23 protein-coding genes are annotated in these 24,163 nt (G+C 62.4%); 5 read left to right on the top strand and 18 right to left on the bottom strand.

The window, feature by feature from the left end:
* Window positions 1–8: 8 nt before the first annotated feature.
* From ACFVSJ_RS20215 to ACFVSJ_RS20205, 3 genes are read right to left on the bottom strand one after another with little or no spacing between them, the layout of a single operon-like run.
* On the bottom strand, window positions 9–866 hold the full coding sequence (locus tag ACFVSJ_RS20215) for a sugar phosphate isomerase/epimerase family protein (protein WP_387438857.1): 858 nt from the start codon (window positions 864–866) through the stop codon (window positions 9–11).
* Between the two features lie 12 nt (window positions 867–878).
* Window positions 879–2,672 carry a thiamine pyrophosphate-binding protein gene (locus ACFVSJ_RS20210; RefSeq protein ID WP_387438855.1) on the bottom strand — a complete coding sequence of 598 codons (1,794 nt, stop codon included), beginning with the start codon at window positions 2,670–2,672 and terminating at the stop codon, window positions 879–881.
* Entirely contained in the window at window positions 2,665–4,281 is a 1,617-nt protein-coding gene (locus ACFVSJ_RS20205) for a GMC family oxidoreductase (RefSeq protein ID WP_387438854.1), read from the bottom strand. Before ACFVSJ_RS20205 ends, ACFVSJ_RS20210 begins: the two co-directional genes overlap by 8 nt.
* A 287-nt stretch (window positions 4,282–4,568) precedes the next feature.
* On the opposite strand from ACFVSJ_RS20205, the gene ACFVSJ_RS20200 reads away from it, so the two are divergent.
* The gene (locus tag ACFVSJ_RS20200) at window positions 4,569–5,288 is read left to right on the top strand and encodes a TetR/AcrR family transcriptional regulator (protein WP_387438853.1); all 720 of its coding nucleotides are present in this window, start codon (window positions 4,569–4,571) and stop codon (window positions 5,286–5,288) included.
* 835 nt (window positions 5,289–6,123) lie between these two features.
* Here the strand turns inward: ACFVSJ_RS20200 and ACFVSJ_RS20195 are convergent.
* Window positions 6,124–6,735, bottom strand: a complete 612-nt coding sequence (locus ACFVSJ_RS20195) for a TetR/AcrR family transcriptional regulator (protein WP_387438963.1) — start codon at window positions 6,733–6,735, stop codon at window positions 6,124–6,126.
* Window positions 6,725–7,330 carry a sugar O-acetyltransferase gene (locus ACFVSJ_RS20190; RefSeq protein ID WP_387438852.1) on the bottom strand — a complete coding sequence of 202 codons (606 nt, stop codon included), beginning with the start codon at window positions 7,328–7,330 and terminating at the stop codon, window positions 6,725–6,727. The genes ACFVSJ_RS20195 and ACFVSJ_RS20190 overlap by 11 nt, the downstream gene beginning before the upstream one ends.
* 249 nt (window positions 7,331–7,579) lie before the next feature.
* Between ACFVSJ_RS20190 and ACFVSJ_RS20185 the strand changes: the two genes are divergently transcribed.
* Together ACFVSJ_RS20185 and ACFVSJ_RS20180 are read left to right on the top strand one after the other, a co-directional pair.
* On the top strand, window positions 7,580–8,938 hold the full coding sequence (locus tag ACFVSJ_RS20185; protein WP_387438850.1) for a hemolysin family protein: 1,359 nt from the start codon (window positions 7,580–7,582) through the stop codon (window positions 8,936–8,938).
* On the top strand, window positions 8,931–9,971 hold the full coding sequence (locus ACFVSJ_RS20180; RefSeq protein ID WP_387438849.1) for a hemolysin family protein: 1,041 nt from the start codon (window positions 8,931–8,933) through the stop codon (window positions 9,969–9,971). The genes ACFVSJ_RS20185 and ACFVSJ_RS20180 overlap by 8 nt, the downstream gene beginning before the upstream one ends.
* A 93-nt stretch (window positions 9,972–10,064) precedes the next feature.
* Here the strand turns inward: ACFVSJ_RS20180 and ACFVSJ_RS20175 are convergent, their stop codons facing one another.
* Window positions 10,065–10,247, bottom strand: a complete 183-nt coding sequence (locus ACFVSJ_RS20175; RefSeq protein ID WP_387438848.1) for a YegP family protein — start codon at window positions 10,245–10,247, stop codon at window positions 10,065–10,067.
* 146 nt (window positions 10,248–10,393) lie between these two features.
* Between ACFVSJ_RS20175 and ACFVSJ_RS20170 the strand changes: the two genes are divergently transcribed.
* Window positions 10,394–10,525: a hypothetical protein gene (locus tag ACFVSJ_RS20170; RefSeq protein ID WP_387438847.1), complete on the top strand. Its 132-nt coding sequence runs from the start codon at window positions 10,394–10,396 to the stop codon at window positions 10,523–10,525.
* Between the two features lie 104 nt (window positions 10,526–10,629).
* On the opposite strand, the gene ACFVSJ_RS20165 is transcribed toward ACFVSJ_RS20170, so the two are convergent.
* Genes ACFVSJ_RS20165 through ACFVSJ_RS20145 form a run of 5 tightly spaced genes read right to left on the bottom strand, consistent with a single transcriptional unit; the run spans window position 10,630 to window position 16,194 of the window.
* Entirely contained in the window at window positions 10,630–12,159 is a 1,530-nt protein-coding gene (locus tag ACFVSJ_RS20165) for a carboxyl transferase domain-containing protein (RefSeq protein WP_387438846.1), read from the bottom strand.
* The gene (locus tag ACFVSJ_RS20160; RefSeq protein WP_387438845.1) at window positions 12,160–13,383 is read right to left on the bottom strand and encodes a CaiB/BaiF CoA transferase family protein; all 1,224 of its coding nucleotides are present in this window, start codon (window positions 13,381–13,383) and stop codon (window positions 12,160–12,162) included.
* Between the two features lie 18 nt (window positions 13,384–13,401).
* Complete coding sequence (locus tag ACFVSJ_RS20155) at window positions 13,402–14,628, bottom strand: amidohydrolase (protein ID WP_387438844.1); 1,227 nt, start codon at window positions 14,626–14,628, stop codon at window positions 13,402–13,404.
* Between the two features lie 51 nt (window positions 14,629–14,679).
* Window positions 14,680–15,417, bottom strand: a complete 738-nt coding sequence (locus ACFVSJ_RS20150) for a hypothetical protein (RefSeq protein ID WP_387438843.1) — start codon at window positions 15,415–15,417, stop codon at window positions 14,680–14,682.
* Window positions 15,418–15,459: 42 nt separating this feature from the next.
* Window positions 15,460–16,194 carry a DUF5058 family protein gene (locus tag ACFVSJ_RS20145; protein ID WP_387438842.1) on the bottom strand — a complete coding sequence of 245 codons (735 nt, stop codon included), beginning with the start codon at window positions 16,192–16,194 and terminating at the stop codon, window positions 15,460–15,462.
* A 275-nt stretch (window positions 16,195–16,469) separates the two neighbouring features.
* Between ACFVSJ_RS20145 and ACFVSJ_RS20140 the strand changes: the two genes are divergently transcribed.
* Window positions 16,470–17,909 carry an amidase gene (locus ACFVSJ_RS20140; protein WP_387438841.1) on the top strand — a complete coding sequence of 480 codons (1,440 nt, stop codon included), beginning with the start codon at window positions 16,470–16,472 and terminating at the stop codon, window positions 17,907–17,909.
* Here ACFVSJ_RS20140 and ACFVSJ_RS20135 read toward each other — a convergent pair.
* The 7 genes from ACFVSJ_RS20135 to ACFVSJ_RS20105 form a co-directional block, all read right to left on the bottom strand.
* Window positions 17,893–18,846: an AsnC family transcriptional regulator gene (locus ACFVSJ_RS20135; RefSeq protein ID WP_387438840.1), complete on the bottom strand. Its 954-nt coding sequence runs from the start codon at window positions 18,844–18,846 to the stop codon at window positions 17,893–17,895. The two genes, ACFVSJ_RS20140 and ACFVSJ_RS20135, sit on opposite strands and share 17 nt — an antisense overlap.
* 483 nt (window positions 18,847–19,329) lie before the next feature.
* A complete protein-coding gene (locus tag ACFVSJ_RS20130) occupies window positions 19,330–19,611 on the bottom strand; it encodes a hypothetical protein (protein WP_387438839.1) in 282 nt (93 codons plus the stop codon).
* 194 nt (window positions 19,612–19,805) lie between these two features.
* Window positions 19,806–20,435, bottom strand: coding sequence for a FadR/GntR family transcriptional regulator (locus ACFVSJ_RS20125; protein ID WP_387438838.1), 630 nt, complete (start codon window positions 20,433–20,435; stop codon window positions 19,806–19,808).
* 146 nt (window positions 20,436–20,581) lie between these two features.
* The gene (locus ACFVSJ_RS20120) at window positions 20,582–21,637 is read right to left on the bottom strand and encodes a hypothetical protein (protein ID WP_387438837.1); all 1,056 of its coding nucleotides are present in this window, start codon (window positions 21,635–21,637) and stop codon (window positions 20,582–20,584) included.
* A gap of 231 nt (window positions 21,638–21,868) precedes the next feature.
* Window positions 21,869–22,837: a four-carbon acid sugar kinase family protein gene (locus ACFVSJ_RS20115; RefSeq protein ID WP_387438836.1), complete on the bottom strand. Its 969-nt coding sequence runs from the start codon at window positions 22,835–22,837 to the stop codon at window positions 21,869–21,871.
* Window positions 22,813–23,121: a four-carbon acid sugar kinase family protein gene (locus ACFVSJ_RS20110; RefSeq protein ID WP_387438835.1), complete on the bottom strand. Its 309-nt coding sequence runs from the start codon at window positions 23,119–23,121 to the stop codon at window positions 22,813–22,815. Before ACFVSJ_RS20110 ends, ACFVSJ_RS20115 begins: the two co-directional genes overlap by 25 nt.
* Window positions 23,122–23,233: 112 nt before the next feature.
* On the bottom strand, window positions 23,234–24,163 hold a 930-nt coding region (locus ACFVSJ_RS20105; protein ID WP_387438834.1), incomplete at its 5' end, for a 2-hydroxyacid dehydrogenase.

The following is a 24,163-nucleotide window of genomic DNA, read 5'->3' as shown; positions in this document are numbered from 1 at the left end:
TCCTCCGATTAGCTGATGGGTTGGGGAGAGAGTTGGCCTACACGTCTGATGACATCGCTCAGGTAGTGGAAGCTCTTGGTTGCGGCATCCAACGATCCGCATTCAACGGAGAGAACTGTGTCGTGGTCGGCGGATGCCAGGGTGCGAACGATGCGTTCCCAATCAATGACGCCTTCCCCGCAGGCGCAGCCAAGCATGCCGCGGACTTTGCCGCGGTATTTCCTGGCGTCTTCGACGGAGATGTCCTTGGCGTGCAAATGGGTGACGCTGGAGATGATGTTTTCCAGCCAGGTGTGAGGGTCGTTCTCACTCAGGTAGCTGTTTCCGGTGTCCAGATTAATGGTCAGGACGGGAGTGTCGACCAGCTTCATCAGCTGGTCCAGCCCTTCAGGTGTTGCCGTGTGGGGGCCGTGTGTTTCGATGGCGATGGCGATGCCGCGAGGCTCTGCCACCCGAGCAGCTTCTTGGAGGGTGTACTTCATGAGGGTGAAGTTTTCTTCCTCCGTGGTCCAGCCAGGAACCGGACCGTCGTCGACCATGATCATGGGTGAGCCACATTCGGCTGCATAGCGGATGGCCTGTTTGAGGTAGTCGACGGCGATGTCCGGTTTGGCCAGCGGAGCGTGGGCTGAGATCGAGGAGATCTGCAGCCCACGTCTCTGTGCTGCATTCTTAAGGTTGAGCGGGTCATCGAGCATGGACCTGCTGTGGAAGTAGCCGGCCTCGCTCAGGAGTTCACGGCCCCAGTGAACCATGGGCTCCACATACCGGTAGCCGATTTCAGCCGCCTGGTCCATGGCCCAATCGAATGAACCATTTTCGTAGCGTGCAAACTCGAGATTGAGACCAAGCTGGACGGTGCCCATGGCTTTGCTCGCTTAGAAACCGCGCTGAGCGACGTATTCGTCGCGGGTTTCACCGTGGTAGGCGGGTACGGTGATGTCCCACCAACCGGTCGGATGCATTTCGCTCCACGGAAGTTCGTGGGCGCTCATGGCCTCGATGACGACGGGGCCATCCGTCGCGAAGCCACGCTGGATTGCCTCCGCCAGTCGTGCCGGATCCTCGACCCGTTCGGCGGTGCAGCCCAGGGAGCGCGCGAATTCTGCGATGTTTGCGAAGTAGGGCTTTCCGTCCGGAGTGCACCAGTTGGTGATGAGCCTCCGGTCAGCGCCGAACAAGCTGATCTGGAGATCCTTGATGGCCTCCCAGCCACCGTTGTTCAACACAACGACGACAAGCGGGGTACCCAGCATGACAGCCGTTGAGAGCTCGGTTCCGGTCTGCAGGAAGCTGCCGTCACCGACCATCGCGAGGACGGGTGTCTCCGGGACGGCGATTTGCGCGCCGATGGCCGCGGGAAGGCCGAAGCCGATGCCGGACATGCCGCCGGCAACGATGTTGGTCTTCGGTCCGTAGATGGGGAACTCGTTGAACGCCTGGTTGGCGGGGTTGCTGGAGTCGGTAACCAGGATGCCCTCACGCGGCAGGGCCTTGCGGATCTCAACCATGGCCCGGGAGTTGGTCATGGGCAGGTAGTCCGTTTCGCGCATGGGTGCGAGGTGGTTTTCCCAGCGCTGCTTGTAGTCCTGTAGTTCCTCGAAGTACTCAGTGCCATGGTAGTCAGGGCCTTCGCCCAACTGTTCGCGGAGCTGAGCCAATGAACTCTTTGCGTCACCGACAACGCCGACTTCCACCGGGTAGTTACGTCCGATTTCGAAACCATCGATGTCGATCTGGACCAGCTTGGTCTTGGACGGAATGTTGAAGGTGACGCCCTCCTTGTAGGAGGAGGTGATGCGGTCGCTGAAACGGCAGCCGACGGCGAGGATGACATCAGCCTGCGTGGTCATTCTGTTGCCAGGGATGGATCCCATGTCGCCACATGGCCAAGCGTAGAGGTCGTGGTCGGCCGGGAATGCGCCCTTGCCCATGAAGGAGTGGGTGACGGGTGCACCGAGGCGTTCGGCAATGGCACGCAATTCCTCGCTAGCATCGGCAGCGATCACCCCACCACCGGCCAGAATGACCGGGCGCTTGGCGGAGGCGAGCAGGGCAGCTGCCTCTGCGATGGCTCCAGCGTCGCCGGTTGGACGCGTCCGGGCGCGTCGGTCACCAGGGACGTGCACGTAGCTGCCGAACTCGGCCTGCAGATCCTGGGGGACGTCGACGAGGACGGGACCTTTCCGACCCTCGTTCATGGTGTTGAATGCCTGGGCCATGACCGTCGGGATCTGATCCAGACGGCTCGGCTGCCACCAACGCTTGACGACCGGTTCGGCCATTCGAGGGAAGTTGTTACCGTGCGGCCGGTCGATTTCCTGGAGCACCCCTCGGTTCTCCATGTACGTGTGGACGGCGCCGGTGATGAGGATGAAAGGCTGGGAGTCAGCAAAGGCAGTCACAAGACCGGTCAGGGTGTTGGTGGCGCCCGGGCCAATCGACGTACAAACGGCGGCGATCTTTCCCGAGGCACGGTAGTACCCGTCTGCCATATGTGCAGCGCCCTGCTCGTGCATGGCCGGGATCACCTGGATTTCATCTGAGCGGTCCACAAAAGCGTCCAAAAGCGCGGTGTTGCCGTGGCCGGGTACGGCAAAGACTCGATCCACGCCTTCGCGGATCAGGCAGTCGACAATCATTTGTCCGCCGGTCAGCTGCTTCTCAGTCATTGTGGTTACTTCCTGTAAGTACGGGTGTTATCGGTAGAAATTGGTTCTGGCGGGCCGCTGACCAGTGCTGGCTGGCGCCAGGCACTATGTGGTCTGCAACGCGGAAGGCGTTTGCGGCAATCGTCAGCGCCGGGTTCATCACTGGCAGCGATGGGAAGAAGGACGAGTCAACGACAAAGAGGTTGTCGACATCGTGGGTTCGGCAGTTTGGGTCCAGGACGGATGTTTTGGGATCAACTCCGGCCTTGATCGTGCCTGCCTGGTGCGAGTTCACGGCGATTCCGGTGGTCTCACTGAAGATCATCGGGTAGCCCATTTTGCGCAGGATCCCTTTGACCTCTTTGACCAGCAACTGGTGGGCGCGCACGTTGTTGGGTTTCCAGTTGATTTGGATTCCCTTGTCGTCCCTAAGGGTCACGCGGTTTTCGGGGTCAGGGAGATCTTCGGTGAACAGCCACCAGTCAATGCTGTGGCCAGCAGCGATGTCCAGGACCCACTTGGGGATCAGAGGCTTTTGCCCAACCAGCATGGCTCCCTGAAGCTTGCCTATGAGCTGGACATGGCCAAGGGGGTACGGAAAATCCTTCGTGCCTTTGAGCAGGTAGTCGTTGAAGTAGAGAGTCTTCTGGAATTCAACCTTGTTTCGCTTCGGGTGGAAGGCGACCATGATGCTGTTGTTGTGCACCATGTAGTTCCGGCCGACCATACCGGAGGAGTTGGCGAGCCCTTGGGGGTGCTTATCCGTCGCCGACCTGAGCAGCAGGGCGGCCGAGTTCACAGCACCGCAGGAAATGACGACCTTTCCTGCGTCAACGATGACGTTCTCGCCACCGACCGCAACCTGCACGCCGGTTGCTGTACGGCCGGAAGCGTCCATCAGGACTTTCTCGGCATAGGCGCCGGTCAGAATTTCTACGTTCCCCGATTCAAGGGCGGGGCGGACGCACGCGACGTCGGCGTCCATTTTGGCCAGGACCCGGCACGGGAATCCGTCGCACGTGCGGCAGCGAATGCAGGCTCCGCCCTGCCGATAGTCAATGCCCAGGGGGATGTTGGAGGGGGTAAGTCCCTGTCGGCGCAAATCATCGGCGACCTTCTGGATCTCCGGTTCGTGCCCAATAGCGGGGTATGGGAACGGTTCGTCGCGGGGCAACGTGGGGTCGTCGGTGTTGTCTCCGTGGACTTTGTAGACGCGTTCGGCCCGCGAGTAGTAGGGAGCCAGGGCGTCGTAGTCAAAGGGCCACTGGGGGGAAGATCCTTCTTCGTGCTCGGAAGCGGCAAAGTCTTCGCGGCGGAATCGCACCAGCGATGAACCGTAGAACTTCGTGTTACCACCGACGTAGTAATACGTGCCCGGGCTAAAGGGCTCTCCTGAAGAGGAGTACCACTTCTCGGCGTTCTTGTACCGGCCATGCTCGAAAACGGCGTCCGGATCCCAGTTCTGCGGCTCCTGTGGAACAAAGCCGCCGCGTTCGATGATCAATACACTGGCGCCGCTGTCCTTCACGGCATAAGCCAGGGTCCCGCCGCCCATGCCGCTACCGATGATAACGACATCGTAGTGCGTCTTTGACGGGCCAAGGGCCGGCAAAGAAGTCTGAACAGTCATTCCTCAAAAACCTCTCGATTGTAGCCATCTAGTGTCTGCTTGAGCCTTGGTGTGCTCCGGGGCTACGAGTTATGGGTGTCCTCAGTGAGGCGCATCACCTATAAGCAAGAGTACACGGAATATTGATTTACTCAAGCATGAACTTTGGATAGGGTTCGGAATGGGCCATTTCTGGCCCCCATTTGGTGACCCTCGTCACATTCTTGCTGCATCTAGTGTACGATCGTCCCTAACCCTAGTCCAGTGTACGTACGTACGTATCTTTAGGTTTTTTCGAGAGGCATGAAATGACCAGCGAGAACCATGCACCTCCGACCCATGATGGAGGCATTCCCAGAGGAGGCCAGAACCTCGAAATCCGCAATGCACGTGAGGCGTCTGTCCGGCCTTCACCAAGGCGCACCCGCCGGTACGACCCTCAACGCAAGCAGCGGATCGTTGAAGCTGCGCTTCTCGTCGTGGCAGAGACCGGAGTCGCCGGAACGAGCCTTCGCAGGATTGCCGCGCAAGCGGATGTTCCGCTTGGATCCCTCACATATCACTTTGCCGGGATGCAAGACTTGCTTCGCGCGGTATTTCGACAGTTCGTAGACGCTCAACTGGATCGCTTGGACGTTTCCCTTTCCGGCATCTCTGATCCAGACGAGGCCTGCGCAGAACTCGTGGCATTCATTACGGAAGAGTCCCCCAGCGCCTCACTTGCGTTGGCCCTAACACGCGAGTTTCAGGCCCTGGTTCTTCACGACGAGGAATGCCTTCCCCTGGTAACGGAGTGGATCGAGGGGAGTCTGCAGATTCTTGAAAGATGCTTTGATCCAGAGACGGCGCGGATTCTGGAAGTTCTACTTGACGGCCTCGCGTTCCGAAGGGTCGCACTGAAGCAAACCGACTCCCGGTTCCTGGGCGAGGATCTCCTGGCGAAGGCTTCGGCGGCGAATATTGGCAGCGCCCGGAAGCTTCGCCGGAAGCAGGACCTGGACGGTGAGCCGGCGATGCGTAACAAGTAGCCAACTACAGAGCGGGCCAAGAGGCGTCATGGATCACTTCAGAGAGCCAAACCGCTGCTCTTGAACCGGACGAGTGAGGTCCAAGAACGCGACGTCGCCTGCAGCGCGGGGGCCCCATAGGATCACGCCGCCCTCGCCGGAGATTTCCATTTGGAGTGGGGACGGGTCGGTTCGTTGACGTGGCGAGACCTCCACCGTCAGAAAAGTCCCCGTCGGGAGATATTCAACAGGCTGTACCAGGCCCAATTGCTGAATGAGGTTGTCTGTTGAAGATCTGGTCGCTTCCGACAGGAAATCCTTCACCGTCAGCGGCTCTCCCCCAGCATCAGAGATGAAATGGCCGCCCTGTCCATGTCACTTAGAACAGGGCTCTGCATCGGCCACACTCCTAGCCCCACTACCCGCCAAAGCTTTGATCGACTTTATAAAAGTAAATATACCTACGATTAGAATTTTTCATAAGAACTACCTATAGTTGGCTCCAGTCGTTTCGTACTGTTCGACGATCACAAGTTCTCCTGTAGGCGACGCATGCTGCAGCCAATGAAAGGACGCAAAGTGTCTCAGCTCAACATCCACTCCCAGCGTTCGTTTCGCAGGTCACGTGACGGAAGCGTCCACGTAATCTTCCACGACCCGTTCGCCAAGGACGGGGGCAGCGTTAAGGACTACCAGCGCCCGGCTACCCCATTGAAGGGACGGCAGAAACGGGTACAGGCGTCCCCCGCACGACGACGCCGATCGCGCCAGGACTCCCTGGACCAGGTTGCACTGGCATTGAAAACATTGGCCGCTGAACGAAGCAGGCAGCAGCGCGGACCATTGTCCTAACGGCTCAAGGCGTGGTCGGCCCGTCCGAGAAAAGTAGCCCGGGGCCCAGCGGTTCGGGGGATGCTTTGATAGCTACTCCCCCGTCGAGCAGCTTGCTCACCGCGTCCATGACAAGAATTCGATCGTAGTCCTGCGGCTCAAAAGCCCTGTGGATGGAAAGGCCTTCAACCAAAGCATCCAGTTGCCGGGCGACCTCCGGGTCAAAGTGTCTTTCAAACGCGGTTCTACTTCGTATCATCCAGTCATGAGTAAGGTGGCGGAACGCCGGCTTACGGGCGGCCAACGTGTACAGCTCCAATGTGAGAACGAGCCCATTCCGGTCACCGTAGGTATCCTCAAGGATCATCTCAACGACAGCTTCCTTGACCTCTTCCCCTGAAGTCGCCTCATCCATGCGTCGCTCGAATCTGTCACTGATCCTCGTAGCGAAGAGGGTCAGCGCTTCGTGCAGGAGTTCGTCCATTCCGGAGAAGTGGTATGTCATGGAACCCAACGGGACGTCGGCGAGGGCGGCAACCTTCCTGTGCGATGTTCCGGCGACACCTTCGGATGCGATCAGATCGAGGGTTGCCTCAATAATCCTGTCCCGGCGTTCGGGGTCAAATCTACGAACCATGGTCAACACCCTCCTCCACTGCTTTAACTGGACGTGCCGGTGCGCCCATGGCCACAACGCCCGCCGGAATGTCCTTGGTCACGACAGAGCCTGCGCCAATGACACTGTCATCACCGATGGATACGCCCGGGAGGACGATGACCCCGCCACCCAGCCACACGTTGTCGCCAATGGTGATTGGCTTTGCGGCTTCAAGTTTGTCCCGGCGCGGACCTGCTTCGACGGGGTGAGTAGGCGTCAACAGTTGAACATTTGGACCGATCTGACAGTTCCTGCCGATACGGATCGGCGCCACGTCCAGCGCGGTGAGGTTGTAATTGATAAACGTTCCATCACCTATGCTGATGTTCGAACCGTAGTCCACAAAGATTGGGGCCCGGACATGAACCTCATCGCCTACGAAGCCCAACAACTGCCGCAGTACCTCCTGCGCCTTGTCGACGTCCTCGAGGAAAACCGCATGAAACTTGCCGGCCAAGGAGATCGCTGCCTGCTGAAGCGCCGAAATTTGCGGATCGTCCGAGATATAGAGATCACCGGCGACCATGCGTTGATGGTTCGTTCGCGGATCACCCAAGAAGTAGTCGTGAGCCATATGTACAACTGTACTAAAGGGCCCTATGCGTCACATCAGGCGGGCGCGAGTTCCTGGTAAGGGAAAGCCAAACACCCAACGTCCGGGCCCACCATCCGGTTCCGGTTTCAGCCTCCGGCGCACAAGCGCACGACGGCGGACGGTCACCCAGTAGACTTGGCCACACTATGGATGACCCTCCTTCACATATGCCCAGGCCCCTCTGCCCCCTGACCGGATTGCCGGTCCTCACGGGAGAGGGGCGCCCGAATGTATGAATGGATCATGCTCGGCATAGGCCTTGTCCTCACTGTCGGCACAGGATTCTTCGTCGCTTCCGAGTTTGCGCTGGTCAATCTTGACCGCACCGAGCTCGAAGCCCGCCAAGCCCGCGGCGAAAAGCGGCTGGGGCCAACAATCAATGCCCTGAAAATCACGTCGACGCACCTCTCCGGTGCCCAGCTCGGCATCACTTTGACCACGCTGCTCACCGGCTACACCTTTGAACCTGCCATCAGCAGCATGCTCCGTGGCCCGCTCCAGTCCGCCGGATTACCGGACGCGTTCATTCCGGGCGTTGGTGCTGTGGTCGGCATCTTCATTGCCACGGTGTTCTCCATGGTGATCGGTGAACTGGTTCCCAAGAACTTCGCCCTGGCCCTGCCACTGGCCACCGCCAAGGTTGTTGTTCCATTCCAGGCCCTGTTCACCACCGTGTTCAAGCCCGTGATCCTGCTCTTCAACAACACCGCCAACCGGATCATCCGCTCCTTCGGTATTGAACCGAAGGAAGAGCTGTCCGGGGCCCGGTCCGCGGAAGAACTGACCTCGTTGGTGCGTCGCTCAGCGCTGGAAGGTGTCCTCGACCAGGACCATGCCGAACTGCTGGACAGGACGCTCCGCTTTTCGGAGCACACAGCCGGCGATGTCATGACACCGCGTGTCCGCATGGTTGCAGTAGACGCCGATGACACGGCGGGCGAAATCGTGGCTTTGGCCACCGCCACGGGCTTCTCCAGGTTCCCTGTGATCGGTCGGGACCGTGACGACGTGTTGGGTGTCCTTCACGTCAAGCACGCCTTCGCCGTGGCATTGGATCAGCGCGAAGCCGTGACCGCCACGGAATTGATGACCGAACCGCTGTATGTTCCCGAGTCCAAGGACGTCGATGCCCTGCTGGTGCTTCTCCGGAAGCAGGGCCTGCAGGTGGCAATCGTCTCCGACGAACACGGTGGAACAGCCGGCATCGTCACCCTTGAGGACCTCGTGGAGGAAATCGTGGGCGAACTTGAGGACGAACACGATCGTGCCAGGGCCGGGGTGGTCCGCGTTGGCCGCTCCATCACCTTCGACGCGTCCCTGCGCCCGGACGAATTGCTGGACCGGACCGGCATCGTTGTGCCCGAAGGCGAGGAATACGACACTGTGGCCGGATTCATGTCCGACCAGCTGGACCGCGTTCCGGAGCTCGGCGACGAAGTGGCCATCTCCGATGGCGTGCTCCGCGTGGAGAGGGTAGCCGGTCCGCAGTTGGGACGCGTCCGCTTCACACCGGACCCCGAAGCGGAAACCACCAGCACCCACGACCAGATCATCGACAAGATTTCCGAGGAGCTTGGCCATGAGTGAGTACCTTCCCGGCATCATCTGGCTGGTGATCCTCCTTGTGGTCAATGCGTTCTTCGTCGGCGCTGAGTTCGCTGTGATCTCAGCCCGCCGTTCGCAGATCGAGCCCAAGGCCGAGGCTGGCAGCAAGGCCGCTAAGACGACGCTGTGGGCCATGGAGCATGCCACCCTGATGCTGGCAACCAGCCAGCTGGGCATCACGGTGTGTTCCTTGGTGATCCTGAACGTGTCCGAACCGGCCATCCACCATCTCCTCGAAATCCCGCTGGGCCTGACCTCGCTTCCGGCGGAGGCCATCGGCATCATCGCGTTTGCGGTGGCGCTCCTGTTGGTGACCTTCCTGCACGTTGTGGTGGGTGAAATGGTCCCCAAGAACATTTCGTTCTCCGTGCCCACGCGGGCAGCGCTGATCCTGGCACCACCGCTGGTCATGGTCGCCAAGGTTTTCAAGCCGGTGATCTGGACCCTGAACGGCATTGCCAACTCGATCCTTCGGCTGTTCCGTGTTGAACCGAAGGACGAGGCAACCAGCGCGTACACCCTGGACGAAGTAGCCAACATTGTTGAGCAGTCCACTCGCGTGGGAACCCTCAATGACACCAGCGGCACCCTGACGGCGGCTTTCGAGTTCACGTCAAAAACGGTCGGTGATGTGGAAGTGCCCATTGCCAACATGGTGCTTCTGCCGGCGACCTCCTCGCCGGCGGACATCCAGCGAACAGTGGCGGAACACGGCTACTCCCGGTACATCCTCACGGATGCCAACGGTGAACCGTCCGGTTACCTCCACCTGAAGGACGTCATGGACCTGACCACGCCGGAGAAGTTCAACCGGCCCGTCCCGGAGAAACGGATCCGTCGCCTGGCTTCTGCCTACGTTGGCAGCGAACTCGAAGATGCCCTGGCTTCCATGCGCCGGAGCGGGGCCCACATAGCCCGCGTCTTCAACGCGGAGGGAATCACCACGGGGATGCTGTTCCTGGAGGACATCATCGAAGAACTCGTGGGCGAAGTTCAGGACGCCACCAGCGCCTGACAACGCAGCAAGGCCCCGCGTGTCCAGTAAAGGACCACGGGGCCTTGCTTTCTTTAACCGGTTTGGCTGGCGTCAGCCGGCCAAGTCATCCGATTACGACTCAGTCAGGTCCACCACGACCGATCCTGCGTTGGTCTTCACTGACTCGATGCCCTTTTTGGCAGCTGCTTTGGTGGTATAGGACTCACCGGTGGCGATGACCTCCCCGTTGGCGGCCTTGAGCCGGAAACGGAATCCCCCTGAGCTGTCTTTGTAAATTTCGAACTTACCTGCCATTGCCGTGCTCCTCCTTGTAGCTGCCGGTCTGGGGCCGGCCTATCAGGGAACTGCTCAACGAGGTCATCGTAGCGCCCTCACCCCGTCCGCTCACTGAAACGCCGCGCATTCACGATGCGTTAACTTCCCGGCGCTACCGTCTGGCCATGACTGCTCTTGGTTCCCATCTCCCCGGCTTCTCCGTTCTGGACGTTGAACTCGTCGGCGAACCCGACGCCCTGATCGTTGGACCGGCGTCCCGGATTTTCGAAGACGGCGAAACGCCGGGCAGCCACTGACCCAAAACGCCCGACGGCGGCACTAACCACCGCGTTGTGGGGCCCGCTTTGCGCCCCAAGACCGCCCCAAAGCACGTAAAGCGGGCCACACAACGTGATTGGCGCTACGACACCAGCGCGCGGTACCTTGCCCGGCGCGTCCGAAGTCCAGGGGCACCCGCCTCCCGAGTCTCGCCCGCACGGGTCAGGCTTTGAAGTTCGACGGCGATCACGTCACCCAGGCGCCGACAGAACGCACCGGGTTCCATGGCGGCATCGGGCAGTTCCTCCACCACCACGTCCACCACTCCCCTGGCCGCGAGCGCCGCTGCCGTGATGCCTTGGCTCTCCGCGAGCGCCGGAGCCTGGGACGTGGTCCTGTGGACGATTGCCGAGGCACCCTCGGGCGGCAGCGGGGCAAGCCACGCGTGCTGGGCTGCGATGGTGCGGTCCGCGGGCAAGAGGGCCAACGCTCCCCCGCCGGTACCTTGGCCCAGGAGCACGGACAGGGTGGGGGTGCCCAAGCCGAGGAGGTCGTACAGGGAACGGGCGATCTCGGCGGCCAGCCCTCCTTCTTCGGCTTCCTTGGACAACGCTGCGCCCGGAGTGTCAATGACGGTCACCAAGGGCAACCCAAGTTCCTCGGCCAGACGCATCCCACGCCGGGCGTCGCGCAGGGACGCGGGTCCCATGGCGTTCCCGGACGCATGCCCCACCACCACGCAAGGGTTGGGCCCAAAGCGGGCGAGGGCCACCAGCATGCCGTGTTCCTTGGCCCCGTCGCCCGCGCCGCGCAGGAGCACCACGTTGCCCGCTGCCTCACGCAGGAGCTCCTCGGTGGAGGGCCTCAAAGGGTTCCGCGAACGCAGGACGGAATCCCAGGCGTCGGCGGAACAGGCGTCGGCGGAATCGGGCTCCGGGGCAGGCCGGGAAGGAACCGTCCCTTGGGCACCGGGAGCGTGCAGCAGGTCCAGGACCCGGCCAAAGTAGTCGCCGAGCCCTTCCGGCGGCACCACTGCATCCACGAGTCCGCGATCGAACAGGTTCTCGGCGAGCTGGACACCTGCAGGGAATTCTTCGCCGTGGAGGGCCGAATAAACCCGTGGTCCCAGGAATCCCAACAAAGCGCCGGGTTCGGCGGCGGTCACATGGCCCAGCGAACCCCACGATGCCATGACGCCCCCGGTGGTTGGATGCCGCAGGTACACGAGGTAGGGAAGACCGGCGGTGCGGTGCGCTTGGACCGCCGCGACGATCTCCACCATGGCCAGGAATGCGCTGGTTCCCTCCTGCATGCGGGTCCCCCCGGAGGCAGGCATGGCCACGAGTGGCAGGCCCAGTTCGGTGGCGCGTTCGACGGCGGCTACCAGCCTTTGCGCCGCATCCCGCCCGATGGAACCGGCCAGGAAGGCGAAATCGGAAACCACGACGGCGACGCGATGGTTCCGTATCCGGCCCTCGCCGGTGAGGACGGACTCGTCGCTGCCGGACTTTTCCACGGCGGCGTCCAGATCGGCGGCGTACCCCGCGGGGACCGATGGGAAGCCGGCCGCCCCGCGAACCGGACGGTCCCACGAAAGGAAGGTCCCGGCGTCGAGCGTTACGTCCAGCAGGTCCCGGGCGGCGAGCCGACGGCGGGTGGCGGTGTCAGTCATTCAGGACTCCTCCCCTGAGTCGAGCCATGACCGGATGCCCTCGCTGTGCTGGTTGAGGAGTGGCGGTGCGGTGTGGACCCGCTTGGTGGATTCCGTTCCGGCCGCGTTGTCGAAGAAGCGCAGCGGCGGGCCAGGCAGGGTGACCGGTCCCAGGAGCGGATGGTCGACGTCAACCAACAGGCCTTGGGAAGCCACTTGCGGCCACTCGTAGACCTCTTTCAAGGAGCGCACCTTTCCGGCGGGTATGCCGGCGGAAGCGAGCTTGGCGAGGAGCGGTTCGGCGTCGTACTCCGCGAAGACTCCTTCCACGATCTCGATGACCCGGGCGCGGTTCCGCACCCGCTCCGCGTTGGTGGCGAGGCCTTCGGTCGCTGGATCGAGGCCGAAGGCAGACGTGAACGCCGTCCACAGCTTTTCGCTGCCCACGCTGATCTGCACGGTCCCGTTCCGGCATCGGAAGAGCCCGTACGGCGCGATGGAGGGGTGGTGGTTGCCCTGTGCCTCGGGCGACTCCCCTGCAACGGTGACCTTGGTTCCCTGGAAGGCATGCACCCCCACGAGTGACGCGAGCAGCGAGGTCCGCACCACTTGTCCCTGGCCCGTGCGTTCGCGTTCCAGCAGCGCGGACACCACTCCGTACGCGCCATACATCCCGGACAGGAGGTCCGCGATGGGAACACCCACGCGCTGGGGGTCGTCGGGACCGGAACCCGTGAGCGACATGAGCCCCGCCTCGCCCTGGAGGATCTGGTCGTAGCCGCTGCGGTGCGATTCGGGGCCATCGTGGCCGAAGCCGGTAATGGACAGGATGACCAGCCGCGGGTTGATGGCGTGCATGGCCTCGGTGCTGAAGCCCAGCCGTTCCAGCACGCCCGGCCGGAAGTTTTCCACCACCACGTCTGCCCGTTCCAGCAGTTGCCGGAGGACGGTCCGGCCGTCCTCGCTCTTGAGGTCCAGGGCGAGGGATTCCTTGTTGCGGTTGCAAGAGAGGAAGTACGTGGCCTGCTGCTGCTCCTCTGGGCCAACGAACGGAGGACCCCACCCGCGGGTGTCGTCTCCCGTGCCAGGGTTTTCGATCTTGATCACCCTCGCTCCAAGATCTCCCATCATCATGGCGGCGTGTGGACCCGCGAGCGCCCGGCTGAGATCCACCACCAGCCTGCCGGAAAGCGGACCGGCGGCGTCCCGAAGGACGGGTGTTGTTTCGGTCAGTGTCGAAGTCATGACAGGTTCCTTGAAAAGTCAGTTGCCCAGCCGGGACAGCAGGACGGCGACGGCGGCAGAGACTCCGCCGGCCAGCGTGCCTTCCAGCTCGGGGGCGAAGAAAGGCGAATGGTTCACGGGGACAGGTCCCTGACCGTCGAAGGCCGCGGCGGGAGTGCCGCCGAACATCCAGAACACGGACGGCACGCCAATGGCCGTCCCCAGGTGACCGAAGTCTTCGCTGCCCATCATGGGCGGAGTGACCTCCACTGACTCAGCCCCCAGCGCACCGCGCAGCGCTTCCAGAACGGAAGGAACGGCATCGGGATCGTTGTAGCACTGCGGGAAGCGGTACAGCTCCTCGATCTCCGGCTTGGGCGCCCCCGAGGCTGCTGCCTCGGCTTCGATGATCCGGCGGACGGCGGCCAGCACCTGGCCGCGGACGTCCTCATCGAAGGTGCGGATATTGAGCGTGAACTCGGCCGAGGCGGGAATGATGTTCTCCTTCAGTCCCGCATGGAAGGTTCCCACGGTGACGACGGCGGACTTCCGGGGGTCGAGCTCGCGGCTCACGATGGTTTGCAACCGGGTGACCATGTGGGCTGCCATGACGATGGGATCGATGGAATCCTGTGGCTGCGAGCCGTGCGACTGCTGTCCCTGGACGGTGACCCTGAGCGAATCGGCCATCGCCGCCACCGGGCCGCTCGAGATGGATACCGTGCCTACGGGCCGGGGCATGACGTGCTGCCCGAACACCACCTCCGGACGTGGAGCCTTGTCCCACAGCCCGTCGTCGAGCATGGCCAGCGCACCGGCCGCCGTTTCCTCGCCGGGCTGGAAGATCAGCACCAAGGTCCCGCTCCACGCGTCCCGGTTGCCAGCAAGGATTTCCGCGGCTCCCAGCAGGCTGGCCACGTGGGTGTCGTGGCCGCAACCGTGCATCACCGGAACCTCGGAACCATCCAGCATCCCCTTGTCCGTGCTGGCGTAGTCCAAGCCGGTGGCTTCCTCGATGGGCAGCCCGTCGGTATCCGCACGGAACGCGACCACCGGGCCATCCCCGCTGCGGAGGACACCCACCACTCCTGTGCCGCCGCAGCGGAAATGCTCAATGCCCAGGCCATCCAGTTGTTCCTCGATGACGGCGGCCGTGGCGTGCTCCTGCATGGACAGCTCAGGGTGTTCGTGCAGCCGGCGGTACAGCGCGTGAAGGGCTGCGGTCTGATCGGTATCGAGTTCGAGGGCGGTGGCGGTTTGGGTCATTGTTCTCTTCTTTCTGCTGCGTGCTGTGGTTGTGGGTACCGCGGACGGCTGCTACTCGATGTGGATAGGTTTGGCAGCTGCCACCTGCTTCCCCCGGAAGAACCAGGCCAGCAGGATGGTCCCGAGCACGGCGACGGCGGTGGACACCATCGCGAGCGACGGCACCAGCGGCAGCACGACGAGCACGACGACGGCGGAGACCAGGAGCGCGAACACCGTGGTGCGGGGCTGCTTCATGGAGACGATGGCCTGGACCAGTACGGCGCCCAGGACGGTCGGCAGGACATAGAGGCGAGTGACGGTCAGGACCGACGGCGGAATGACGCTGATGAGCCAGCTGCCCAGGAGGCCCACGAAGATGGCGAGCGAGACGAGGTGGACCACTGCGGCTCCGCAGATGGCAACGACGGCGGCGAGTTCGGCCCGCTTGGTGCCCGGCTTGGCGCCGATGTTGGTTTGGGCAATGAGGGCCGCCGGGAGGAGCTTGTTGGAGATATTGCCGATCATGAAGGCCTGGTACATGGCGGCCGGACCGAGGATTGGGAAGTAGGTGAGCGGCTCAACGATCCAGATGATGCCGAAGGTTGCGGCCACTGCGGCAAAGGCGAGCCAGAGTTGGGCGGGAGCAATGTCCAGTCCGCCGGCAAAGACCAGATACAACGGACCGGCCACGGAAATCACCAGGCCGGCGATCATGGTGATCTGGCCCCAGCGGGACGTGGTGCGGTTGAAGTCCGCCATGGCGCTGGTGGTACTTGGCGTGGCAACGGCAGAAGTTGTGGAAGTCATGGGGTTGTTCCTTTTCTTGTGCTGGAGCTGATGGGTGTGGGCTCAGGCGCCCGCGGCCAGGAAGGCCGCGCCGAGGCCAATGACGATCGAAAAGCCGAGTCCCCACTCACGGAGCCAGCTCTTGTCGAGCTTCTTGGCCAGCAGGAGGCAAAGGCCCATGACCGCAGCTGAGACAACGAAGGAAAGGACGTGGATGGCGGACTTCGGAAGCTCGGTCAGACCCAGGCAGGAGAACGCGCCGATCAGTGCCGCGGCCGGAACGATGGCCATGGCTGCGGGGTTCACGGAGCGGATCTTGGCGTCGCCCTTGCGGAGCAGCGGGGTAAGGATCAAAGTGGCGAGCATCCACATGGCACCACCGATACTCATGGCAAAGAAAGCCACTGCGAAGACGCTTTGCGTGTAGCTGGCATCGCCGAGCTTGGCACCCATTGAGCCCGCGGCAATGCCTGCTGCCGAGACGTCGTAGGCGGCCGAACCGATGAGGCCGATCCTCGAGAGCACCGCAGGAGCGCCGAAGAGGCCCAGGAGCGCGACGGCAACCAGGGAAACGGCCAGCGAGGGTCCGATGGCCGAGACAGCTCCGGAGCGGAAGGACGTCTTGATATCCTCCGTGCTCATCTCCACCGAGGGCGCTGCGCGGCGGGCGGCTTTCATGAAAATGAGGGACTGGATGATGATGACGCCAAAAACGCCGGCGACGCAGATCCACAGGACGGGGTTGTTGGCGATGGCGAGGATGTCGCTTGGATTGTTGACGGCCAGGGGTTGGTGCATGGGGAACCTCCGGTTGAAAGGCCCTCTGCAGGTCCACGTCCGGACCACATTGTGCGGCGCTGCTGCAGCAAGGGCGAATTCGGGTCCGTCGACCGAATCGGCCAGCGGGTTAGCTACACCTTCTGCTATGAGCCGGATCACACACAATAGATGACGGAATCGGCCACTCGAATGGCCGAAACAGTCAAAGCAACACTCTGCCGATGCACACACTTCCGCCACCGCGTGTGACTCGGCACACTTTTCAGCAAGCGAATATCCAGCAAAGGAGCACCATGCCCAGCACCATTGGCGAGCTGTCCGCCGTCGAACTCACCGCCGCCATCCGCACCAAGCAGATCTCGGCGCGGGAGGCCCTTGCCGAGCACCTCCAGCGGATCGAGGACATCAACCCTGTCATCAACGCCGTGGTGACGCTGGACCCCGAAGGCGCCCAGTCACTGGCTCGCCAAGCCGACCAACTGACGGCAGCCGGCGGCGCACTCCCGCCGCTCCACGGCCTGCCCATGACGCATAAGGACACCAACAACACCGCCGGGATGCGAACCACCCAGGGCTCACTCGCCCTGCGCGACTTCGTGCCCGACGCCGACGACCTCATCATTGCGCGGCTCAAGGCGGCCGGCGTGGTCACCACCGGCAAGTCCAACGTCCCCGAATTCGGCGCCGGATCGCACACATTCAACGACCTTTTCGGAACCACCACGAATCCCTATGCGCCAACCCTGAGCGCCGGAGGCAGCAGCGGCGGAGTTGCCGCCGTCGTTGCTTCCCGCATCCAAGCACTGGGCGACGGCAGCGACATGGGCGGTTCGCTCCGCATCCCGGCGTCCTTCTGCAACGTGGTTGGCTTCCGGCCGTCGACGGCGGTGATCCCCATGCCGTCGGATGTGAACGCCTACGCCTGGCTGGGCAGGACAGGGCCGATGGCCCGGACCGTGGAAGACATCGCGTTGTTCATGTCCGTCACGGCTGGTCCGGATGCAAGGGTTCCGCACCGGGCCGGCCTGGACCCGGATATCTTCCGCTCAAGCCTGGAGACGGACCTGCGTGGCGTGCGGATTGGCTGGTCGCGGGACTTCGGCATTGGCGTGCCTGTGGAACCCGAAATCGTGGAGCATCTGGAACGGCAACTGTCCGTGTTTGAGGATTTGGGCGCCATCGTGGAAGAAGCCACGCCCGACTTCAGCGAAGCGGATCTGGTCTTTGGCAACACCCGGGCCATGGACTTCGCCGCCGGCCTGGGCCCGGTCCTGGAGCGCTCGGGCGATGTGATCAAGCCGGAAGTCCACTGGAACGTCAACAAGGGCCTCGCGTTGACCGCACGGGACCTGATCGAGACCGCGGCGGCCCGTACCCGCTTGGAACGGAGTGTCCAGGAATTCTTTGGCCGCTACGATCTCTTCGCCAGCCCCTGCGCTCAGGTGCTCCCCTTTGATGCGAGCCTGAGGTACCCAGCCTCCGTGGCCGGCGTGGCCTCCGAGACCTACCTCGACTGGATGCGCTCGGCCTGCGTGCTTTCCGCTACGGGACTTCCCGTATTGAGTGTCCCTGCCGGCTTCAGCTCCGCCGGCCTGCCCATCGGACTGCAGCTGGCCAGCAACCACTACACGGACATGCAGTTGCTCCGCTGGGGCCGGGCGTTCGAGCAGCAGACGGGGTACGCCGCCGTCGCACCGTCCGTCGCCGCGGCGCTCTCTACCGTGTCCGCATGAACCGGCCGCCGCGCTTGTGTGCGTCCAGCAGGATGGAGACATCGACGCCGGCTGCATACTGCGCCCAGTCGGAGGCCGTGATGAAGCGGTAGAGCGAGGACATGTCCCCTACCGTGACGTCGGCAATGACCTGGTAGTCACCCGCGATCGCGGCGGCATAACGGACCACAGGGAGTTCAGCCAGGCTCTTCCCGAGTTGCTCAACGTGCTGCGGCGCTGCCCGGATCCACAGGAGCGCCTCAACAGCGAGCCCAAAAGCGGCAGGCTCGATCACGGCCCTCAGTTGGACTTGGTTGTTGGCCAGCAGCCACTCGCTGCGGCGCCGGGCCGTCGCCTCGGAAACCCCCACGCGGCGGCCCAGCGCCTCGAAGCTCATCCGGCCATCGGCACAAAGGGCCTCCACCAGCTCGGTGTCCTGGCGGTTCAGCTCCTTCTGCGCCTCCAGGATTCCGGCGTCCGTGGTGAGGCTGGACCGGAGTGCCTCCACGCGGTCGGCGCTCAGGATCTCTGGACGCCAACCCCGGATGGTGCGGAAATAGCGGAGCACCGGGTAGCTCGTGGAGTCGCGGAGCCCAATGGTGGAAGGGAGCTCGTCGGTGAGGACGTCGCCCATCTGATCGGGTTCCGTGAGGATTTCCGCGACGCAGTCTCCTGTGCCGGTGGTGGTGTAAACGAATGTGGTGTCACCACGTTGGGCCAGCGCCCTCGCCGCCGCCCGGACGGTCCCGGGAGTGCAGCGCATCTCCACAAGGACCGCCGCGGGACGGGGACGAACCCCGACGACGGCCACGGCACCGGACTCCAGCAGCTGCGACCCACGCCGCGCGACCGTCCGCTCCGCCTCGCCCAGGACGGCGGCCATCTTGCGCCACGGGCAGCGCGGATCGAGTTGCAGGGCGGCTACGATCTGCCGCTCCAACGCGTCAAACAACACCAAGGCGCTCCGTTCGCTGCGTGACCCGGCTTCTTTGGATAATGCGGGTGGGTCTCAGGACAGAATATAAGTGCAACGCAGAGCTTCGAACCACGCGGCGAGCCGATGCCGCCGGAAGCGGTTGGCCACCGCCCCTGCCGGTCAGGAGAGGCTGCGCCCCGGGGAGAGTGAACCTGCCTACTGTATTGGTCGCGCGCGGCTGTGGGTGAGCGTGCGGAGCCAGGAATGCGCACTGGGGGTCTTGCTATGCCAGCAAGACGTAACGATGGTTGTCGCGAGGCAGATCACGGGATTGGAAGCAGCTGCAAGAACTCCCGCCCACGCGCGGATTAGGGGTTTTCGCAGGTCAGACGCCGGTTTCCATCCATGCCGGCACGTGTTGGCGTCGCCGGAGCCGGGCGCGAGCAGCGCCGGCAATAAAGGTCTTCTGCATCTAATGCAGGTTTCAGGCCGGATGCTTGCTGCCTTTTCAAACCGACGGTTTTGCTAACTGGGGGCTTCGCCCCACCAGGGTTCCGTCACCTGTATGTGGACGCCATCGCACACCTCTGTACGTAGCTGGAGCAGCAGCTCGACGCCTTGGGCCAGCCACCCCGCATCGCCAGAGCCGTCAAGTGGAAGCTTGTCCTCTGCGTAGGCCGAGTTCCACAACCGGACTCGGGCCGCCAATCCCGGAGAGATAGCAAGCGAGTCCAGCTCAACGTGCTGGCCATCATCGTTCCACAGCGGTCCGCGGCCGTAGTCGGGCCAGAACTCCAATCGCGTCATGATTCGAGTATGTCCTGACGAGCGAACCCAACGCGTATCAACCAAGCAATTTCGCGACTCCCGGCTCGTGAATACCCGCGTATGCCAGTTCGATCCATTCGCAACGATACGAGAGAATCGTGCATTAAACGATGGGGCTACTGTTATGGCGTAGTCTCTACCCCGGCGGCGACGGTCGGCCTCCGCGTCCCGGATCACGAGCGGAACGCCGTCTGAAGTGCTTCGAGTTCGCCTTGATACCAGATGAGTCTTTGTTGCAAGTGTTTCCTATCCTCGGCGCCTGCTGCTGGCTCCTCTGCCAGGATCTGGGAAATCGGCCGGATTACTGCAGAGAGCAGGACATTGCCAGAGGCTTCGAGAAGGACGTTTCGGAAAGTACAGTCGGCGGTCCTGAACTGGTCAATGTCATTGGTCTCGTAGGCATGTCGCATGTCCCGAACGGCCGCCTGTAGGTTTTCGAGGTCTCCTTGAGTGATTCGCCGTGTCGCCAGGCTGCAAGCGCCTGTCTCGATGATGCGCTGAAGGTCGGCAAGGTGAGCAACCGCTATTTCGTCAAGCATGTCGGCTGATTTGGCGCGCAGGATGGCGTAAAGCGAGTTCCAGCGTGCAGTAGGCCTGACGAAGGTTGCTCGACCGCGGTGGATGCTCAAGATTGCCTGCGCTTCCAGCGTCTTTACCGCTTCGCGCACCGTGATACGACTGGCTCCGTACTGGGCTGACAGGTCAACTTCTCCGGGGATTGGCATCCCGGGCGGGAACTCGCCATCGACAATTCTGGTCAGAATCCTGGCGGCGATCTCCGCTGCGAGTGACCTACGGGCCATTGGCTGCCATCTCCAACATCAGGCTGCCAAGCATTAACTTACCCAGGACGGGCGTGTGTTCGGCAGGCTGCGACCGAACAGGCCATCCGCGTTAGGGCTATGTTGAGAGGGCACATAGTGCAGGGTGCAGCACCCCTGGAGGGGTGTCATTGGGAGTTGGCTGCTGCAGCTATCACTTCGTCAGAAGCTTCGATCCGGAAGCCGCAGGTTGCATCGCCGCGTGTCTTCAGTGTCTCCCAGCGGACTACTGTGCCGGGCAAGTATGTGTTGTAAAGAGTCGTATGAAGCTCGACATCGTATAGATAACCGAACTTTTGCCCCTCAGCCCCGAACTGGCTCCATGCCGAAGCGTAGGGGCACCACGTGCACTCCTGTTTCCAAGTGTTTGGCGTCAGCGTGCTTTCCTGCTTCCACGTCCACACTGATACTAGGGGTCCGTCCCAGTTGTCCATCTCGGTCTTGATGTTCAGCGGCAGTCCGCGTTTGAGATGATCGGCACGGAGAGCCTCACCCCGCTCCCGCCCGATGGACCTTACAGCGCTGCGGACGCTCATCTCACCTGAGGCGTCATAGGCTTTGAAAATCGAGCGAGCGAGGAAGAAATACAGGGCGCCGTTGTGGATGGCCGATTGCCGGATGAGCTCTATGGCGCGGACCGGGTGGTCGAATGTCGTGTCTGATTCTCCGAGCGAATCGGCCGCTTGTTCGACAGCTTCACCCTCAAAGGTAATGGTCCAGGGTTCTTCAACCGAGCGGCTCGGGCCGACATTCAGAGCACCAAATTCCTCCGAGACGCCCTGCAAGGTCCATTCCCAGAAATCGAACAGCCACTCCCCCTGGCCGTACTGCTCGAAGTACTGCAGCTCTGGTGGCGTAGACATGGTTACGGAGACGTTGTTTACACCTTCGCTGACACGGAATCCGGCATCGCCGCTGAACATCAGAAAGTCGGCACATTCCCAGTTTTCCAGCCAAGAACTCGCGGTATCTCCGGCAATCACAACAGCTGACTGTGTCCTGTTGGTCATGGCCCGCCAGCGACCGTACTCGACCAAACCTGACTTGATCGCAGCAGTCGCATCCTGGCCTAGTTCCCGCTCGGCAGTCTCACGCAGGTTGCGGTAAAACACCGACTGCTTGTGGTAAACGTCCTTGAGCGTTTCCAGCAGCCCAGGCTTGCCGAAATCTTCGTTGAATCCCATGTCGTCATTCCAAATCGGCTAGGCGGGTCGTGGTCGTCGTTTGTTCCATTCCAAGGTCGATCAAAAGGGGCAGCGGTCATGTTGCTCCTCTAGATGTGCCTAATGAATAAGCAGCCAACCAGTACAGAAACTAGAATACTAGCTGGAATACACTAAGCAAAGCCTTCGTGCCGGGGATGTATAACCACCCGTCAAGTGCCTCTACCTGAAGCTTCCTGGCTTGGGAGACGGTCAGGACGCCGAAGCGGTTTTGACGTTCAATGATTCAAGAACAGTTTTCAATGTCTCGGGGCCGCCGACGTTCCCGGGCACCACCACATAGAGCAGTTCCCTGCCAGCGCGATCCATCAGCTGCCACACTGAGATGCCCGGAAGGATTTGGCCAAGTACCAAGGCGGAGGTGGCACCTATGCCATGGCGCGCAGTTTCTGCCGATGTGATCCCGCCTTTGGCTACGACTACGGCAACGCTGGGAAGGAGTGAACGGACAGCTGTCGTCAAGGCGCTCATGATGTTTTCGCCGTGGGCGAGTGTGTTGTGCTGTGCCGAGCGTGTGCGTTCGGTGGCCACCATTACGACGGGTTTGCCGTCGAAGGTCAAACGCGCGCGGTCGGCGGCTTCGAGGCCGGCCGTCAGCGGCGCGTCGAGCGCCGCAGCAGTGTCCACGACGGCGGGATGCCCCCAGGAATCTGCGAGGGGACGCAGTTGTGCGCTGGCTCCCTGGGTGTGGGAACCGCAGACAACCAGGACGCGCACGGGGTGACCCACGAGTGGAGCTCGCAACAAGTGGCGGCTTGGAACGCCGGCCAACTCAGCAGCCAGAGGAGCCGCTGAACGAACCACTACCTGACGGTTCGTCACGGAGTTTACCGCTGCTGCGATCGCGGCGATGTCTCTTGAGTCGACGGCGTCAGGGATGATCACAGCACCTGCAGGGGCTTCGGTGAGAATCTGGGCGAGTTCGCCGTTATGGACCTGTCCGGCTGTTACCGAGATAGCGGAACGCGAGGATTTTTCCGCGACGTACTCGGCAAGGACTCCTGTTGTGAATGGGAAGACGGGGTCTTGGGCGTATTCGCTCTCGTGCGCCGGGATTTCTCTGTCTTCGATGCGGACATAGTGGACGCCATCACGCGTTGTTCGTCCCCCATCGGGAAACGAAGGGGCGAAGAGAATTACGCCCTCGTTGCCGAGAAACACCTCGGTTTCAGGAAAGACATGACCCCGGAGTTGGAGTCTCCCCTCAGAACGAATCGCACCTCTTCATTAAGCTGTCTTGCGGCGGCTTCGCCATCGCTCTTGATCTTGCGGGCAAGAGCAACGGCATCCTCTTCGCTGAGAGCGCGACTATTCGTCTGGACGTAGACCGAGGAAGCTTCCCTCAGGGCAGCCGTCAGGAGATCAGGATTGCTGTCGAAGAGAACGGTCACGGCTGTCGCAGACTGGGTCCCGGTGGGGTCATCGTCGAGAACGATGGTTTTCATGTTTTTTCCTTCATAAGCCGCCGGGCAACATTTCAATCAGCACAGACGTTCGGTCGGGCCGATCACGTGCTCCGGGCGTTCTAATCCTGGAGCACGCGAACGATGCTGCCGCTTAGTTGATGGGTGTTGGTGGTTGCTCGCCGCCGAGGACGGCGAGGGTGTTGGTGGCTGCGAGGACGGCCATGGCGGTTCGGGTTTCGACGGTCGCTGAGCCGAGGTGGGGGACGAGGGTGACGTTTTCGAGTTCGAGGAGCCAGGGGTGGACCTTGGGTTCGTTCTCGAAGACGTCCAGTCCTGCGCCGGCGATCTGGTTTTCGCGCAGGGCCGTGGCGAGGGCTGCTTCGTCGATGATGGGTCCGCGTGCGGTGTTGACCAGGTACGCGGTGTCCTTCATGGCGGCGAGCTGCTCGGGACCGATGAGGTGGTGGGTGTTCGGTCCGTACGGGCAGTGCAGGGAGACGACGTCGGAGATGGCGAGCAGTTCGTCGAGTTCCACCCGGCGGGCGCCGAGTTCGGCGGCGATGGCGGGGTCGATTTCGCTGCGGGATTGGTAGACGATCTCCATGCCGAAGGCCTTGGCGCGGCGTGCGGTGGCCTGGCCGATGCCGCCCATGCCGACGACGCCGAGGGTCTTGCCTTGCAGGCTGGAGCCGAGCAGGAAGAACATGCCCCATTTCCACGGTTGGCCGGCGCGGATGAGCCTCTCGCCTTCGCCGAGGCGGCGGGTGGCCATGAGGATGAGCCCGAAGGCGATGTCCGCGGTGGCTTCGGTGAGCACACCGGGGGTGTTGGTGGCGGTGATTCCGCGTTCGGTGCAGGCCGAGACGTCGATGTTGTCGTAGCCGACGGCGACGTTGGAGACGACCTTCAGTTGCGGGCCTGCGGCGTCGAGCAATTCGGCGTCGACGCGTTCGGTGAGGAGGCTGACGATCGCGTCGGCCCCTGCCACGCGGCGGAGGAGTTCTTCGCGGCTGATGGACCCCTCACCTTCCCAGGCGAGGACGTCGTGGTTGGCGCGGAGGTTTTCGAGGGCGGCTTCGGG

Origin of the sequence: Paenarthrobacter sp. NPDC058040, from assembly GCF_042885775.1 — a bacterium.
GTDB lineage: Bacteria > Actinomycetota > Actinomycetes > Actinomycetales > Micrococcaceae > Arthrobacter.
Note: the sequence above shows the minus strand (reverse complement) of the source record. Positions and strands in the feature narration are given on the sequence as shown.